General features: G+C 33.9%; 17 protein-coding genes and 2 pseudogenes. 3 read left to right on the forward strand and 16 right to left on the reverse strand.

The features are described 5' to 3' along the window. Positions 1 to 251 precede the first annotated feature (251 nt). Entirely contained in the window at positions 252 to 737 is a 486-nt protein-coding gene (locus A8F94_RS15990) for a tetratricopeptide repeat protein (protein ID WP_077247763.1), read from the reverse strand. A 179-nt stretch (positions 738 to 916) separates the two neighbouring features. Here A8F94_RS15990 and A8F94_RS25830 point away from each other — a divergent pair, with 179 nt between their 5' ends. Then, on the forward strand, positions 917 to 1,090 hold the full coding sequence (locus A8F94_RS25830) for a hypothetical protein (protein WP_175384447.1): 174 nt from the start codon (positions 917 to 919) through the stop codon (positions 1,088 to 1,090). 266 nt (positions 1,091 to 1,356) lie between these two features. Here A8F94_RS25830 and A8F94_RS15995 read toward each other — a convergent pair whose 3' ends face one another. The 3 genes and pseudogenes from A8F94_RS15995 to A8F94_RS25085 all read right to left on the reverse strand — a co-directional run. Next, positions 1,357 to 2,046: a class I SAM-dependent methyltransferase gene (locus A8F94_RS15995; RefSeq protein ID WP_066202502.1), complete on the reverse strand. Its 690-nt coding sequence runs from the start codon at positions 2,044 to 2,046 to the stop codon at positions 1,357 to 1,359. A gap of 309 nt (positions 2,047 to 2,355) precedes the next feature. Next, positions 2,356 to 3,159, reverse strand: coding sequence for an N-acyl homoserine lactonase family protein (locus tag A8F94_RS16000; protein ID WP_066202503.1), 804 nt, complete (start codon positions 3,157 to 3,159; stop codon positions 2,356 to 2,358). Positions 3,160 to 3,185: 26 nt separating this feature from the next. Continuing rightward, positions 3,186 to 3,332, reverse strand: a pseudogene (locus A8F94_RS25085) (NAD(P)-dependent alcohol dehydrogenase); the annotation flags it as partial. A gap of 172 nt (positions 3,333 to 3,504) precedes the next feature. Here A8F94_RS25085 and A8F94_RS16005 point away from each other — a divergent pair. Next, positions 3,505 to 4,344 (forward strand): tyrosine-type recombinase/integrase, encoded by an 840-nt coding sequence (locus A8F94_RS16005; protein ID WP_066202506.1) that lies wholly within the window; start codon positions 3,505 to 3,507, stop codon positions 4,342 to 4,344. A gap of 149 nt (positions 4,345 to 4,493) precedes the next feature. Here the strand turns inward: A8F94_RS16005 and A8F94_RS16010 are convergent, their stop codons facing one another. Together A8F94_RS16010 and pdxR are read right to left on the reverse strand one after the other, a co-directional pair. Then, positions 4,494 to 5,390 (reverse strand): alpha/beta fold hydrolase, encoded by an 897-nt coding sequence (locus tag A8F94_RS16010; RefSeq protein ID WP_077247815.1) that lies wholly within the window; start codon positions 5,388 to 5,390, stop codon positions 4,494 to 4,496. A 402-nt stretch (positions 5,391 to 5,792) separates the two neighbouring features. Then, entirely contained in the window at positions 5,793 to 7,196 is a 1,404-nt protein-coding gene (gene pdxR / locus A8F94_RS16015) for a MocR-like pyridoxine biosynthesis transcription factor PdxR (protein ID WP_066202511.1), read from the reverse strand. Positions 7,197 to 7,298: 102 nt separating this feature from the next. Between pdxR and A8F94_RS16020 the strand changes: the two genes are divergently transcribed. Beyond that, positions 7,299 to 7,742, forward strand: a complete 444-nt coding sequence (locus tag A8F94_RS16020; RefSeq protein ID WP_066202513.1) for a GNAT family N-acetyltransferase — start codon at positions 7,299 to 7,301, stop codon at positions 7,740 to 7,742. 168 nt (positions 7,743 to 7,910) lie between these two features. Here the strand turns inward: A8F94_RS16020 and A8F94_RS16025 are convergent. The 10 genes and pseudogenes from A8F94_RS16025 to A8F94_RS16070 all read right to left on the reverse strand — a co-directional run bounded on the left by A8F94_RS16025 (position 7,911) and on the right by A8F94_RS16070 (position 16,590). Next, positions 7,911 to 8,205, reverse strand: a pseudogene (locus A8F94_RS16025) (antibiotic biosynthesis monooxygenase family protein). A gap of 836 nt (positions 8,206 to 9,041) precedes the next feature. Then, positions 9,042 to 10,373, reverse strand: a complete 1,332-nt coding sequence (locus A8F94_RS16030; protein ID WP_066202514.1) for a hypothetical protein — start codon at positions 10,371 to 10,373, stop codon at positions 9,042 to 9,044. Continuing rightward, positions 10,363 to 11,055: an ATP-binding protein gene (locus A8F94_RS16035; RefSeq protein WP_066202516.1), complete on the reverse strand. Its 693-nt coding sequence runs from the start codon at positions 11,053 to 11,055 to the stop codon at positions 10,363 to 10,365. The genes A8F94_RS16030 and A8F94_RS16035 overlap by 11 nt, the downstream gene beginning before the upstream one ends. Continuing rightward, the gene (locus tag A8F94_RS16040) at positions 11,055 to 11,525 is read right to left on the reverse strand and encodes a hypothetical protein (protein WP_066202518.1); all 471 of its coding nucleotides are present in this window, start codon (positions 11,523 to 11,525) and stop codon (positions 11,055 to 11,057) included. Before A8F94_RS16040 ends, A8F94_RS16035 begins: the two co-directional genes overlap by 1 nt. Next, positions 11,525 to 12,478, reverse strand: coding sequence for a hypothetical protein (locus A8F94_RS16045; RefSeq protein WP_066202521.1), 954 nt, complete (start codon positions 12,476 to 12,478; stop codon positions 11,525 to 11,527). Before A8F94_RS16045 ends, A8F94_RS16040 begins: the two co-directional genes overlap by 1 nt. 960 nt (positions 12,479 to 13,438) lie before the next feature. After that, complete coding sequence (locus A8F94_RS16050; RefSeq protein WP_066203998.1) at positions 13,439 to 13,975, reverse strand: HXXEE domain-containing protein; 537 nt, start codon at positions 13,973 to 13,975, stop codon at positions 13,439 to 13,441. Between the two features lie 170 nt (positions 13,976 to 14,145). Then, a complete protein-coding gene (locus A8F94_RS16055; RefSeq protein WP_066202522.1) occupies positions 14,146 to 14,820 on the reverse strand; it encodes a hypothetical protein in 675 nt (224 codons plus the stop codon). 271 nt (positions 14,821 to 15,091) lie between these two features. Beyond that, complete coding sequence (locus A8F94_RS16060) at positions 15,092 to 15,421, reverse strand: DUF3139 domain-containing protein (protein WP_066202524.1); 330 nt, start codon at positions 15,419 to 15,421, stop codon at positions 15,092 to 15,094. Positions 15,422 to 15,728: 307 nt separating this feature from the next. Beyond that, positions 15,729 to 16,061, reverse strand: a complete 333-nt coding sequence (locus A8F94_RS16065; protein WP_066202526.1) for a hypothetical protein — start codon at positions 16,059 to 16,061, stop codon at positions 15,729 to 15,731. A 331-nt stretch (positions 16,062 to 16,392) separates the two neighbouring features. Continuing rightward, a complete protein-coding gene (locus tag A8F94_RS16070) occupies positions 16,393 to 16,590 on the reverse strand; it encodes a hypothetical protein (RefSeq protein WP_066202527.1) in 198 nt (65 codons plus the stop codon). Positions 16,591 to 16,650 lie beyond the last annotated feature (60 nt).

A 16,650-nucleotide genomic window follows, 5' to 3' on the forward strand; every position in this document is an offset into this window, starting at 1 on the left:
CTAATAGGGATTGTACTTCGGTACGTGTTAGTAGTAATGTATCCATTAAAACAATTCTCCTTATAAAGAGGTCAATAATATTTTTATTAATTAGTATTTATATTCGAAAATAATCTCTTATAATAAAGATGCTGCCTATTTGTGAGTAATCCTTCTTTTAATAAAACTGCCTCTTTCAATAAGGAATTCAACAAAAAGTTGGTTAATCCTGCTGGTCAACGCACCCGTTACTAAGTACATCTTTTCACAAATTACTTCCAAATCTCTTCCAGTCTATTCGAATAGAAATCAATTGCTTTTTTATATTTCAATATTTCATCATCGGTTGTTGTATCTATTAAGCATTTTAGTAACAATTCCATCGCTTTGCTATGTTCATTCAAATTATATAAGGTCATCGAATAGAATGTTTGAATAGCCCTGTTATCTGGAAATGCTTCAATCCCCTTTAGAAATATACTTTTTGACTTTTTATATTCTCCTAGCGTCCTATATGTACTTCCTAATCCTAATAAGGCTCCTTCCAATTCCTTTGAAGACAACCCTAATTTTATTGCTTTTTCGTAGAAGGGTACTGCCTTCGATTCTTCTCCTAATAAATCGAAACTCCAAGCACATTGATAGTTAATTGATGCATTATTAGGGAACCCCTGCACCAGTTTTATAAGTATTTCATTAGATTCTTTATAATTTCCACTCTTCCGTAAATCAACAGCCTTTTCTAATTTTATTTCCACCATTTCATCTCCAATGCTTTGTCTGTTTCTTTCACTAACCTGCCCCGTTTGTTCAATAAGGATTTCAAAAAAAGGCGGCTAATCCTTTCTGAGACCAACGGACCCCTAAGGAAGTAGTGAATTATTTTATATCGATAAAACATAATAAAAACATAACCTAATTTGAGGGAGAAGATTCAATGACTTACTACAAAAAAATCGAATACATCCTTGGAGTTGATGTTCGTGCACGTGCACGAATTGTTAATGAAGACAATATAATTTCTGACCCTTTTAAAAACCCCTTAATTCATAAACAAATTAATGGAAGGGAAATTGTTCCTCTTAATGTGAAAAGATTATGGGGGAGTTAACTACACCCTCATCATTATTTGAAATAATGACTGGTTATTAGTTTTGGCTTACTAAGAGGTCTTATTATTGGTATAAACACTTAATGAAGGTAACTATAAAGGTTGAAGGGCGAGGTTTGGTGTTTTGTGGGTATCCTCCTTTGATGCAACACTGGTTTTAAAACCTTGCTCTCACTATTCCCTCCTCAACTAACCTGCCCCCTTAGCTCAAGAACAATCAATGTTAAAAAGGGCAATGGGCAATTTGTTCCCACCACCCAATTTGTTTAACTTTTCTGTCCGACAACTAATCCAGAAGACAGCCATCTTCCGCCGTCTTGTAAGATAATATCTTTTTCACCATTATAGTATTTAAAATTATCAACCCACATTTGAAATCCATTCTTAAAATAGAAGGCTTCAATAATTTCCAAACCGTTTTTATTAAACAGACTGCAATTCCATTGAACCGTACGTAACCATTCTTTATAACTTTTGTAAATGTCAAAGCTGGTAAGATCATTAGGTGCAGCATCCATTGTACACATTGGCTCTGCAATTCCAAAGTGTCCTCTATATTTTGTTACACGACTTATTTCCCTCAATACCAAAGGGCGATCTTCACCAATCATAAAGAAGGAACCAATACTAAAAACTGCATCGAAAGTGCCGTCCGCAAAGGGTAATCTTTGAGCATATGCTTTCAAGGCGAGAACTTGATTTCCTACCCCTTCGTTATTTGCGTTACTATGAATGACATTTAAATCTTCCCAAGGTTCTAAGGTTACGACTGATACTTTCCAATGCTTTGCGAGGGTAACAGCAACTTGCCCACTACCAGCTCCAATTTCTAATACCCGCATCCCTGGTTGTAGGTTCAATGCTTCAACTAACGGTAAAGCCATTTCAAAGGAACCAGGTCCTAATGGTTGTGGGTTTTTAATACTAAGAAAAGGATTATAGTCAATATTATTCATTAAAGAAACCCCTCTTTCAAATCAGGGGAATCACTTTTTTATAGGGCGGTCGTTATCCCCTTTTTCTTTCTGCCCCAGTAAAATGTCCATTTTTCCATTGACTGAACCTCCTTAAGTTGTTAATAGGATATATTCGGTTAATCAAATCAAAAATCCTTCTTCAACTAAACTGCCCGTTTGTTCAATAAGGAATTCAACAAAAAGGTGGATAATCCTTGCTGATCAACGCCGCTATTAGTTCAATTCGCATTTACTATACTTATTCATAACACCAACTTATTTAACGTTACCATCTTTTATCTATTAATATTATTCAATAATTTGTGGTTTTATAGCAGGATCGTGATTTGCAATAGCTTGTATACAATCTTTTCTACTGGAAAAATCCCTAACCCATTTTAATGATTGTCTTGCATTTGATTTATTAGTAGTAACACCAGGCAATATCATTTGTGTCCAGGATTTGTTTGAATATCCAACATCGCTTGCTAACAACAACCAGCCTTCGTCCATTTTAACCAGTATAGAAAACATTCCGTCGGTATGACCTGGAGTATGAATTAGAAATAGAGTGCCGTCTCCAAATAAATCAAGACCTTTATTAAATGGACCATAAGGCACATCTTCTAATTCAAACGTTTTAATCGGGGCACCTTCCCACATTGATTTTATATAGCCAATTTTTTTGTTTGCTGCTTTCCATTCCAATTCACTTGTAAGTATTTTTTTTGCATCTAGTAGGTGGTTCAAACCACTAACGTGGTCAGAGTGTAGATGCGATAATAAAACGAAGTCAATTTCATTACTCTTTACTCCAAAAGTATTCAACTTATCAATTATTGAATCACCCTCTGGAAGCTCTCCTCTATACATGGAATACGCCAAACGACCCAAATGCTTTTTCTGATTGGTCCTCATCTCTTCGTGCCATCCCGTATCCACTAAAATAAGACCTTTAGGATGTTCTATAAGGTAAGATGAGACTGGAACCCACATCTTTTTTTCTTCACCCCTTAACCAACCTGTATATGGCATAGGATGTAAATTCTTTTCTTTATAAGCCAATGCTTGGTCAATATACACTTTACCAGTATGCAGTATATGGACTTTCATAATTACCCCCAAATAAATAAAAATTTAAAACTCCGTGACCGAATATCTGCCACTGTTACGGTTGTGGCTTTTACTTTAACTAAGATTTCATTTTCTTTCGGAATAGGTTTTTCTACCTGTTTCAGTTCAAGAACATCGGGGGGACCGTACCTTTTGTACACAATGGCTTTCATTTATCCACCTCAAATTCGTTTTATTCCTTAATATAATACGAACATTGCGAATAAATAGACCGATAGTCCAATCTGTTCTTAAACTATCCTGCCCCGTTTGTTCAATAAGTCTATATTTCGATAATCAAGGCAATAATTCCTCTTAAAAAGAAGATAAACGGGAGGAATTGGGTTGTTAATATCAAAGGCGTGGGAAACATATGCAGCGGACAAACGAATTGAGGGCTTTTCACCGAATACAATAAAAGCATATGGTATTCAGGCTAAGTTGCTTATTCTGTATTTCAAGGATGCGGAAATAGCCACCCTTAACACAGAAATTTTGAAGGAATACCTTAAAAATTCAGCGTCGGCCCTAAAGCCATCCAGTATGGCACACAGGATACGGTTTATGAAATCCCTGTTTCGTTGGTGCCACGTTGAAGGTCATATACCACATAACCCTGCATCCAAGATAAAGGAACCTAAGTTCGGAAAACGCATACCGAAGTTCTTGACCGAAAGGGAAATCGAACTTCTGCGTGAAGCGTGTATTAGCCCGATAGAAAAAGCCTTGTTTGAATTTTTGTTTTCGACAGGATGTAGGATTGGGGAAATCGCTTCACTGGAACGCAACTGCATTAATTGGTCAAACCGCTCAGCAATTGTAAGAGGAAAAGGGGATAAGGAGCGTGAGGTCTATTTCAATATAAGAGCCGAGATCTGGCTAAGGCGATACATCGATAACCGCCAGGATGCCGATCCTGCCGTATTTGTGACAGAGCGGCTGCCTCACAGGATGAGTATTGCCCAAATGAGATATGTCATAAAACGAATTTCAGCTCGTGCTGCCATCAATAAGGAAATTTATCCTCATCAACTTAGGCACAGCTATGCAACCCATTTGTTGAATAACGGAGCCCCTGTTGAAGTCATACAAAGTCTTCTGGGCCATGAAAAGAGTGAGACTACTCGAATATATGCCCAGCTTAGCGGAAGGCTAAGGCAGGAATTTTATCAAAAATATTTCTAACAAAAGAAGCGACGCTGTGGCGTCGCTATTGTATTCTCGCACCCGTTAGTTCAGTAAGAACAACGAATATATTATTACTTTTCTTTTGGCTGTGTTAAATAATATTGTTAATAATCCCCGATAAATAAAGGACCTCCAGGGAGGTTCTTCTATTTATCACTTACATGTGTTTCTATGAACTTATTAACATGTTCGCTTATCTCTTTATAACGAGTCCAATGAAGATAATGATTTCCTTCTAACGTAACAAGTTTATTTGAAGACCCGTTACTTAACTGTGTTTGATAAAAAGTTATTTTTGATTGGTCATCTTCATTTATGTTTTCTTCTTTCGGAGTAAAGATCATGACAGGTATAACAGACGGGAACGTCATATCGATGGTTTTATCGATATTATGATGTATATTATTTGTTTCATTAGCTACATTTTTGTTAAAGGAATTCCAAACAGAAATGGCTTTGGTCATCTTTAAATTTTCTTCGGAATACGTTTCTTCCTCGGCTATGGGAAAGAATAGATCTGGAATTAAAAATGATGCCAATCTTACAATTCCAGTTGGTGCTACATAAAATTTAGGCATTTCATGGGAATCAGAGACCTTTGGCATTGTATGGGAAGAGTGGTGATTAAACCCTGGTAATGTAGGATCAATCCCTATAACCGCTCTAACTTCATCTGGATATTTATTAGCATAGTACATACTATAAATCCCAGAAATGGAGTGTGGCATTAATATATATGGTCCCTCTATGTTTGATTCTTTTAGAGCAGTTCTGATTTCCTCTACTATGTTTTCCACTGTTCGTTCCTTATTAGTTAAATCACTCCAACCATATCCAAAAAGCTCTACAACAACAATTTTATTGTTCTTTAACATCTCGTTAATCAAAGGTTCAAAATCTAGCACAGGTGCATCCGTACCCAATCCACTTAATAAGACAATTGTATTTTCACCATCACCCTTTGTATAGACATGCATATTGTTTCCATCCACTTCAACTAATTGCCCTATTGCTGGGTATTTTTTTTGTTCATATGCAGTCATAGCGTTATTCAAAACGATTAGAATAAGGAGTGCTGCCACTATAGTCAATGAAATATTTCTCATAATAATCCAAATTTTAAATTTTTTTTTGGTTTTCACTTTTTTCACTACTTCCTATAAAAATATAAATTTGGATTTTTATTAATTGTATATTTTTCCATTCTATCTATGAAAAATATTTGATGGCATACAATCTCCCTAAATAAGATTTATCTCTAATTACCCTTACAATAAACAAACAATTTCTTTTGTAATCCTTATGCGAATTCTTATTGAACTATTCTGCCCCGTTTGTTCAATAAGGAGTTCAACAAAAAAGGCCGTTAATCCTGCTGGACCAACGCACCCTATAGTTTAAGTACAATCCTTCACAAACTTATTAATTGTGAAAAAACACATTACCTAGAGCTTCCAGGCTTCTTTTAATAACTTAATTCCAGTATTGATTTCGGTTTCGGTTAAACCACCAAATCCAAGTAAGATTCTAGAGCCTACGCTTTCTGTTGCTCCATTGTAATATATGGATAGTGGGTAAACCTTTACACCAACATTCATTGCAGTATTAATTAACTCATCTTCCCTCATATTGTTTTTTACTTCCAAAACAATATGAAGCCCTGATTTTTCGCCGATTACTTTAACATTTTGTCCAAAAAAATTGTTAATAGCTAACATTAAGGTACTATGCTTTTTACGGTAAAGAGTTCTCATTTTGTTTAAATGACTTTGCCAATGACCATCCTTCATAAAACGATAAAGGGTATCCTGGTGAACACGAGAAACAGTCTGTTTATAAATAGTAAAGTGCTCCAGATATTTTTCCAAAAGTGGAGACGGTAAAACCATATAACTAATACGAATAGATGGAATTAAAGACTTCGAAAATGTACCTAAATACACGACACTTTCCTTTGTACTCAGCCCTTGCAAGGATGGAATTGGTTTCCCTTTATATCGATATTCACCGTCATAGTCATCTTCAATAATATATGCATTTTTTTCTTCTGCCCATTTTATCAGATCCATCCTTCTAGAAATGGGCATTATCATACCATAAGGAAATTGATGGGAAGGTGTTACATAAACAACATTTGCATCCGTATTTTTTAACTGGTTTATATTTATCCCATCTTCGTCGAGAGGGATAGGAACCGTATATACTCCTAGGTCTTGCAAAGTTATTCTCGTTCTATGGAATCCAGGATTCTCAAGAGCATAGACACGTTCTTTTCCGATTAACATACACAATAATCCAATAAGGACCTGAGTACCTGCACCAATTATGATTTGCTCGGCTGAGCATCTAACCCCTCTGGAAGCATAAAGATGGACTGCAATTTGTTCACGAAGGAGCTCCTCCCCTTGAGAATCTCCATTATAAAATAATTCTCCCTGTTCCTCATATAATGATTGAACGGTTAATTTTCTCCAAATGGCATATGGAAAATGTTCTAAATCAACCTTACCCGAATTAAAATCGATCTTGGGATTTACTTGTATTTTCTTGGTTTTTGTCTCTAATTTTTCTAAACCTCTTTGGTTAGTGATTAAATCATTATCAAAGGTTGTAACAAATAATCCTTTTCGAGGTTTACTTTCCACATACCCCTCCGCACATAATTGTTCGTAAGCCGATTGAATTGTATTTAAGCTTATTCCAAGGTACTTTGATAAATTTCGTTTAGACGGTAATTTTTCCTTTGGTTTTATTCTTCCAGATAAAATTTCTTGTTTAATGTAATTGGCTAGTTGTATGTACATAGGTTCGCCATTTTCACTATCCAATACAGGCGTTATTTCAATCATATTTCCTCTCCTACAATGTTACTGGTACCATTAAAATTATTATATCTGGTTCTTTTGATTATACCAGATTGTGTTTAAATAATGGTAAAGGAGATGAAAAAAATGGTTAATGAAAAATCAATTTTAATTAAGGAACTGGAAAACGAGACGGAATGGAGTGAAGCCTTTCCAGTAATGAAACAATTGAGGACCCATTTGGATGAAGAACAATTCCTTGGATTAGTTCAAGAGGCTTCACAAATGGAAAATTATAAAATTGCAGCCTTATATGATAATGGAAAAATCGCAGCAGTAACAGGCTTTATGCCTATGGTTACTTTATACAATGGAAGGTCCATTTGGGTTTGTGATTTAGTCACAGATTCAGATCGTCGTTCAAAAGGATATGGCGAAGCACTTCTAAATTATGTACATAAATGGTCAAAGGAAAATGGCTATGATATTGTCTCACTTTCATCAGGATTACAACGAATGGATGCTCACCGCTTTTATGAAAATAAGATGGAATATGACAAGGTTAGCTATGTTTTTTTAAAAAGACTTTAAATCAAAAATAAGCAAAACAGACCTGGGAGGGTTTGTTTTGCTTACATTTTTTATAGAAGGTTTTGCTAAAATAAACGCTCTTATTCAACTCCCGTTTGTTCAGTATAGAATTCAACCAAAAAAGCGGTTAATCCTGCCTGGACCACCGCACCTAAAGTCAATAATCTATTAAAGTGAAACATTTCCGAAGTGTTCCACTGTTGGAAATGGGTCATAGAAATGATGTAGTTGTTTTTTCCATTCTTGATACTCTTTCGATTGCCTAAATCCCAATTGTATGGTCTTCTAATGTTTCCCACTTCACCAATAATAAATATTTCCCCTTAACTTCCATACATCGTTGTAATTCGTGAGTTATATAACCTGTCATTGATGATATGATTTTTGATGCTTCTCGAAATGCTTCCTCATATTCCTCTTCCATACCTTGTTTAACTTGTAGTATAACTGCTTCTAAAATCAACTAATCTCCCCCTTTTAAAAGTATATCATTCTTCTTATTAAACTCTACTGCCCCGTTTGTTAAATTAGACGTTCAAGGAAATAGTACCTTTTTCCTTCTTGGATCAACGCACCCACAATCTTAAAGAAGTGTTCATATAGAATTAGTTAGCTTTGCTCCTATACGATATGTATTCTCGGAAATAATGTTGAAATCGTTTGTATCAACCTCAACCCATCCTAAACCCAATTTGTCCATTCTTTAGCTTGCTTGCCACGTTTGAACTTGTGAACAAACCATAAATAAATTAGACTAGAATGGTAAGATTAAAATTAAATATATGAATCGAGGTGCCGAATATGGTTAAGGGTTTTTTAAACTTCGAAATTAGAGCTATGGATGTTCTAATTATAGTCTTACTTCTTTTGAAGTAAAGCCGAAGCAACAACGATTTCGTTGTTGCAGGAGTTTAAAAACAATTAATTAAATATCGGCACTTTTGTTATTAGGTCACCTTCACCTAAACTTTGTTATACTCTTTTTTAAACTAACCTGCCCCGTTTGTTCAATAAGGAATTCAACAAAAAAGGGCGGTAATCCTTCTTGGATCTACGCACCCGTTAGTTTAAGTACATTCCTTCACAATCTCTACAACTAAAAGATGCCTTAATCCTGCTTGGATTAAACCATCCGTGGTTGATTAACGATAAATAAAAAAGCTGAACTCTATTCAGCTTATTACATTCAAAAGGACCGTAATCGAACCAATTTTATTCTCACTTGCAAAATGGAAACACACCAATCTGCACAATAAAAGGGAGCATAGCTCCCGTAATAATTTCATTCACAATAATTAACTATCGTTGTAATGGTTTAATTATAAATTCTTCACCCAAATCAATTATATTAACAGGTAGTTCCCTAGTAAGGTTTTGAATTTCAGATGGCTTTAAGGAAGAAGCAACCAAAACCTGACATTTCAAACCCGCCAGGAGTTTATACAATGCACCTTGGCTATCCATATCCATCTGTTGTTGCCCAGGTTCATCTAAAACAATTAAGCCAGGATGATTTCCATCCTTAGTAATCCCAGTTTTGGCCAATGAACATATGTAAGCCCATATCAATCGTATGTGGTCACTTGCTGACGAATCAAACTTTACGTCAAATCCTCTTACCGTTGGGGTATATTTATCTAAAGATATTGATAAATCGTTAACAGAAACACTAGAAAAATCAAACTCAGATGCATATTTCTTAAAATTACCTTCGAATTCCTGTAACTTTTTTAAGTCTATAGAAGAAAAATATTCTTTCGGTAAGTTTTCATTTCTCGCAAGGTAAGACCTCCATTGATTTTGTAACGAATCGAGTTCTTCTTTAAATTTTTGAATTTTATTCTTTGCATCTTCCAGAACTTTTATCTTCATACGTGTTTCTACAATTTCCAATACATCCTGATGAGTTGGCATTCTTGGGTCTTCCCTAAGTTCACTTTTTAATAATCTCAACTTCTTTCGACTTTCAGATAAATGCTCTTCCAGGGAAAGTAGTTTAACTTGTTTGTTTTTAATAATATATTCTGATTGTAATACACCAAATTTAACTGCATTAATTTGTTCTTTAATATATTTTATGTTTTCGTTTAAATCCAACGGTTCTAAATTTGCTTCTTGAGGTAGTAAGGTGTCTTCAATATGCTGATGGCAAGTTGGACAACGCCCCTTAGATATATCCGCATGTATGTCAGAACCAAGACTATATAATTTTTGTGCTTCTTGATTCTTCTGTAAATCTTCTTCAAGAACAGCCAAATTTTCTATCATTGTTTTTCGGTTGGTTAGCTCTAATTGAATATCTCTCCTAACGGCATTTACCGTATCTTGCTGGCTCATAACCAACCATTCTACTTTATTAATTTCCTGCTCATTTTTAGTTTCAAGTTCGGAAATCCTTCTAACATGATTATTGATTTTAGATAATTTTTCCTCTAAATGGATTATTTCATCATCAATATCAATAAGTTCTTCGTTTTTATCATAAAGAAATACATTAAAGTCCATCAACAATGCAGGCTTGTTTGGCAGCCCAGAAATCACTCCCTTAATTTCAACCGCAGTTTCCCTAATAGACTTTACAACAGCATCCCAAGAAGCTGTTATTACCGTTTTTAGTATTCTAACCTCCATCTTTTTCTTTTGAATTTTTTAATACATCTAAATCAAGTATAAACTCTACAGCACGCTTAGCAATATCCCTAATCCCATAACTGTATGGCAGTGGAGTATAAAAACTATTCCACCCTCTGATTTGCTCAATGTAGAATAATGGAAATAATGATTGAATGTATAATAATTGCTCGTTCCCCTCATAAGTTGGTACTTCTGGAAGTTCCCATCCAATGAATTCAGCTAAAAAGCTATGAAATCCAGAAGCAGCCGTAGCGGAACCCTTCATATGAACATAAAAGTCTTTTGAGGAATAAGGCTTACTACTTGACAATACAAGGCCCTCATGAACCCTGATTAACCTAGGGTCTATTGAGGAAGATTTTATCCACCGAGTAATGGTGATTGATTTACCTTGATTGTTTGTAATTTCTAATTGGACTTTAGATTCCAACACGTAGATAGTTTTATGGTTAAAACTGAATTCTTCCTTTAAAACGGGTTTCATTGATTTGGTATTTATTCCACCTAAGAGTTCCTCTATTCCCAAGGCGTATAAAATTGAATTTAAACAAGAACTTTTTCCTTTTGAATTCTTTGCCCTTAAAATATTTAGCCCATTTTTAAAGTCAATTTTGGTTCCGAATACTCCGCATTCAGTATCTAACGATATTAATAATGTATTAAGTGTTAACCGTTGCATTAGGAATTGAACCTCTCTTTGAAGACTTTATTGATATAGGCATCTGATATTCCCTTTTTTATTTTAAGAAGAACAGCTTTTTCCTCAGCCAATATATCCATTTGTCCGACAATTGATAAAGCATATTGTTCTCCTTTTTCAGATAGAAAAAACTTTCCATTATTAACATTAAAAAAGATTAAATGCTCAGCTATGGCAAAATTTAACGCTCTATTTAAAGAAGGGTCAAAACGAATAATAGGAAAGTTCGCTCCACTTTTTATATCCAATAACCTATGATGTCTTTTTGAGGTTTTTAATGCCCAGTTAAACAGCTGAAGCTTAAGGAGTGTGGCAGATTGTTTGTTAGAAGAGAGGTAAAGTGTCAAAATAATTAAGGCAATTTTATATAAAGGGCGTAACTCTGCCATCAAAGGAGTTTTTTTTCTATTAAAATTTATTGTTTCTATTTCATCCAAAAGCGAACTCATTATATTTCCCCCCCAAAATCTAATGGACAATCTATTAACCAACTAGACACTGCCTCATTACATAAATCTTCATACACGGAATACTCGAATATTTGATCAAAATTTTCAGTACCTAGAGCATGTTTATACTTACTTAACGTGTGCCTTAAAAATTCTTTTGGAGTTAATTCTGTTAATAGAACCTCTTTCTGTAAATACTCTTCAATCGAACTTTTAATTTTTACTTGCTTTTCATACATCCCCCCATATACATCTTGCATTCGGGAAATAATTTGTTGGCCTTTTAAATGTTCTTTTATAACTTGATCAACGAATTTATTTGTTTTATATACCCTTGCATCTTCGTCATCAATATTCTTAAATAGAAAACCTATTTTTCTATTTAAAACTTCAATTGATTTGGATTCACATTTTCTCCAATCAATAATCTCATCTTCTTTAGGAGTTTGAACCTGGAATTCTATTTTACTAGTCAACATTCTCTTAACAACCATAATTTCGTTCGCATAAAAACCTTCATCGTGTATCAATACATCGAACTCAGGATCAAGAAGTTCTCGCATATCTGTCAATGCCCTTAATTCCAGTGCCTTGCTATGACAATGTGCTATAATATCCTTATTTAAAATTATGGGTGTTAAGAATACCCACTTTTTTATTTTTATCGGCCCTAAAAATTTTTGAAGCCGCGTTTTATTTGAAATTAATTTTTTTAAGTCTGCAGAGATTTTTGCTCTTTGGGCTTCATATAACTTTTTAGCCTCGTACTGTTCATCAGGACAATAACATTGAAAGACAATTCCAGTTCGGGTAAAGCCCTCAATACCAAGGTCACCATTAGTATGAGCAGTCATTTCTTGATAACCTTCTTCTCCATACTTGGTTTTTAATAATAATTGACAATGTTCTTCCCAACTATCCCCATCATAAGTTCCTGACTTTGTTTTTATCATTTGTACCCTCCAGTGTTTTATACCAAAGTTACAAAACTCTTACCTAAATTGTAACTTAAATTTTCCAATTTCACCATATAACTACAAATAAAAGGATATTTTTGGGGTGATTGCCTCTTTTGAGCAGGCAACGAAGGAATGGGACATACTTTTCTCGACCGCAAAAGTGCGACTTTTATAGGCATTGAATTTAAACAAGTAAATTAATAAAGTAGTTAGGCATTTTATGCATCAATATTATATTGGCGGACAATGTATAAATTGGCGGTCCTTTTTTACTTTTGGAAAAGCTATGAAAATAATATTGTTGATAAATGACAAAAAACAAGGATCCGATTGAGGTCCTTGTTTTAGATCCTTATTGAAGATTAGCACCCGTTAGTTAAAGAAGGTCTATTAATTTTCATCTTTTTTATATGCTAATTTCAATCTATTATAAAACTAAAATAATGCCCTAATAGATAGGAAAATAGATATTACAGAACAAGCATAGAAGAGTAAAGCCGTTTTAAAATTCCTCCTAAATTTAATAGCGTAAGCACAAAAGAAGATAGCCACAGCTAATTTGGAACAACTTCGTAAATAAGGTTGATTTGAAAAAAATGAACTACTTAAAATAATTGAAGTAAGGAAAGTTATAGAAATTATTATTTTGAACCACAAAGGTTCATTCAGGAACACTTTAATCATAAATTTTATCCGTTGCATGATGGTACAACTCCCTTCAATCTTACTAAGTACGACACAAGTAAAAGAGCTATACCAATAACCAGTAATCCGTAATCCATCTTTACGCCTCCCAAAACATAATTATTTTTTGTTACCCTTTATACGACATAAAAAGGAAAAAGTTTCCTTTCTTCCGCTAACCTGCCCCGTTTGTTTAATAAAGAATTCAATAAAAAGTGCGGATACTTCCAGGAACTACGCACCCGTTTGTAAATTAAGCATATTAGATTTCTACACTACTTTTTTTCCAATCCAATGAGCAAGCAATGCAACTGGAATAATTAAGAGACAAAAAGGTAAGCATAGAAAAATAATTTCCCATGTAATTACTTCATTCATTAATAATGAACGATATAAAACTAAACTGTATGGAATGATAACAATCAACGAAGTAATTGCACCAGGCGTAACGGAACGAAGAATGATGGATTGACCAATATGAGTAAAAGCGTGTAGAAAAAAAGCCAATGTAATAATGGTAAAAATATAAATATTACCAAGTAATCCTTGAATCACATATTGATTAGCCATAACGGTTGAACTACTTACGAATAGAAATATAACTAATACGGCAACTGCAAACTGGGCTGTTGACATAGAAAATTGTTTAATGACTCTATTCGCAATTCTTTCTGGCAATATATCGGATATAATAGTTGAATTTCTCTTCATCCACCTCTCAACCATAATAATTTCTTCAAAATCATGAAGGATAAACATAATTGGAAATAACCAGATAAGTGTTTGAACATAAAACCACTGTTCCATAATCCCCATCCTTTCCATAAAACTTCTCTTATTTTATTTTAAATTTACCAGCCGTTCTTTCTTCAACTAACCTGCCCCGTTTGTTTAATAAGGAATTCAACAAAAAAGGCGGTTAATCCTTCTTGGATCAACGCACCCGTATGTTTAAGTAGAGTTTTTCACAAACTTTATTATGTACCTTGTATTTGAGTTTTTATAACTAAACAATCTTTGCATAAATGATAGTAAATATTCATCTCGCCTAATTGGAAATCAACAACTGAAATAAGTTTTTGTTCCCCAAGGTCTTGTGTTATCGCGGCAATGTACATCATCTCTTTAGAACAGGTTGGACATTCCAAATGTTCTGGAATTTCATCGTATAAAGGGGCACCTAATAATCTACATAAATATTCCGAACCGAATAAATCAAAAGCTGTCCAATAGCTTTCTTCATTTGTTGGTATATCTTCATCTTTCATATTAAGTATCATTACATTGGTTCTAGGAAGTGGCACAGGTAGCTTATCTTCAACTTCCTGTATCCAATCTTCCGTATTATCCTGACTAATTATTTCAACATTTTTACCTTCATTGCTTAACTTAAAATATTGAGGTTCCCACACCATCGAACAGTTCAAGCAGGACACTAACGGCAGAACGTTTAGTCCTTCAGCTTTAACTTCCGAAAGTCTTTCATCTTTTAAATCCAAACAAAATATTTGATGCATTTTCTCTCCGCATAATGGACAAACAGGCAAATCACAATCTCGACCACCAAAATAGTGATTATAAATATCGTTTCCTTCTACTACCCTGTATCCTTTTACACCTTTCCAGTGTTCCCCATAAGGATTTTTTGTCATATTAAATCCTCTCCAAAGTAAATATAGCTTTAATAGGATTATCAACTTCTATAATCCATTTGTTATTTTCTTCTTGTGCTAACCTGCCCCGTTTGCTTAATAAGGAATTCAACAAAAAGGGCGGTTAATCCTTCTTGGATCAACGCACCCGTATGTTTAAGTACATTTATTCACATTGTTTATTACAGGAATGCTAAACCGTCAAAGTAACTCAATAAAAAATAAACAAAACTGCTTACGCCGCTCAAAGAAATAATTTGATAAATTGAAATTATTCAATAGGAGGATGCTTCAATTCTTCATCTTCGAGACTACTGTCGTTCTTATATCCTATTAATAGAATTTCTCCATCGATGTACCAAATATATTCATAAATTACTCCAGGGTCATCCTTCAATTCAACATTAACGTAATAACCACCTTGCTTATAATCTTTTTTTACTTCCTTGCTTTTTATATTTTCCTTTGAAATCCCCTGTTTTTTCATATACTCTGCAACATCCTTTTCAGATAAATACTTTTGAATAGGAAACGTATAAAGCAAAAAACCTAATATGAACAAAAGAACGAAATTTAGCGTAACAACAGTCTTATCTGACATTACAAATCCCCCTCTTAACAATAAATGTATAGTGTAATTTTACACTAAAATACACACTTTGTCACTATTGTTAAGAATTTTTAAAAATTCGAAAAGACAGCCCAGTTATCGTTCTGGACTGCCTTAGATTTAACCTTAAAATTTATGAAATAATCTTGCCTAAATAGTCTTAAATTGAATATTCCTTATTGAACAATCCTGCCCCGTTTGCTTAATAAGGAATTCAACAAAAAGGGCGGTTAATCCTTCCTGGATCAACACACCCGATAGTTGGAAAAGAATAGAGAAATGTATCCCTTTAGAAGCCTTATTTAATAGGTTCTTCTTTATCATAATCCCTTTCACCAGTATCCTCATTTATTGCGTAAAAAAACTCAATTCCATCTGATGTTCTTCCATAAGAATAAATGCAATTTGATTCTTCGTTGAAAATGATTTCTATCATTGCTACTTTAAGTCCTTTCATAACTTCTTCTTTAACATATTTAGGTGTAGAGTATTCTTCAGTCGTAAATCCTTTATTATTTAAATAATCTACAACTTCCTTTTTAAAATCATCTACTTTTTTATATTCTGAATACCAAAAAAACCCCATAAATAAAAATAAAAAAACGAAAATAATCGAAATATATTTATTCATAAGTACACCTCCTTATTTAAATTTTTCTAAATTGATTACCAAAAATAAACTGCAAAGCAAGTAAATTTTAACGAACAGTTCAACAGTTGTTTCTCTTGAAGTAACCTGCCCCGTTGGTTTAATAAGGAATTCAACAAAAAGGGCGGCTAATCCTTCTTGGATCAACGCACCCTTACTTTAAGTATATTTCTTCACAAACTCATTAAGATAATTTGCTTATATAATGGTCGACATTTTTACTTCTTCTTTAAATACAAATTCATAGTAATTAGACATACGTCTTCCTTATCCACTCCGTTTAGCTGGATAATGTTTAAACCAGTGGGGATGATTAATCACTCTTCCGTTCCTTTTTTATCTCCCTAAGAGCTATCCATACACCCATAAATCCCGCAGCAGATGAAGCTGGAAAACCAATTAAAAAAGTATCCCATTGTCCTGTAAGCAATGATATAGCTACAAAAACAACTGGAAAACCAATTAATACAAACAATGAAAGAAATAACCCTAATTTAGTGTCCTTTTTCACTTTGCACCTTCCTTTCACTTTATATATATGCTTTCTTGCATTATTCGAACTTCTTATATC

It is taken from the genome of Bacillus sp. FJAT-27225, assembly GCF_001685025.1.
Classification (GTDB): domain Bacteria; phylum Bacillota; class Bacilli; order Bacillales; family Cytobacillaceae; genus Bacillus_D.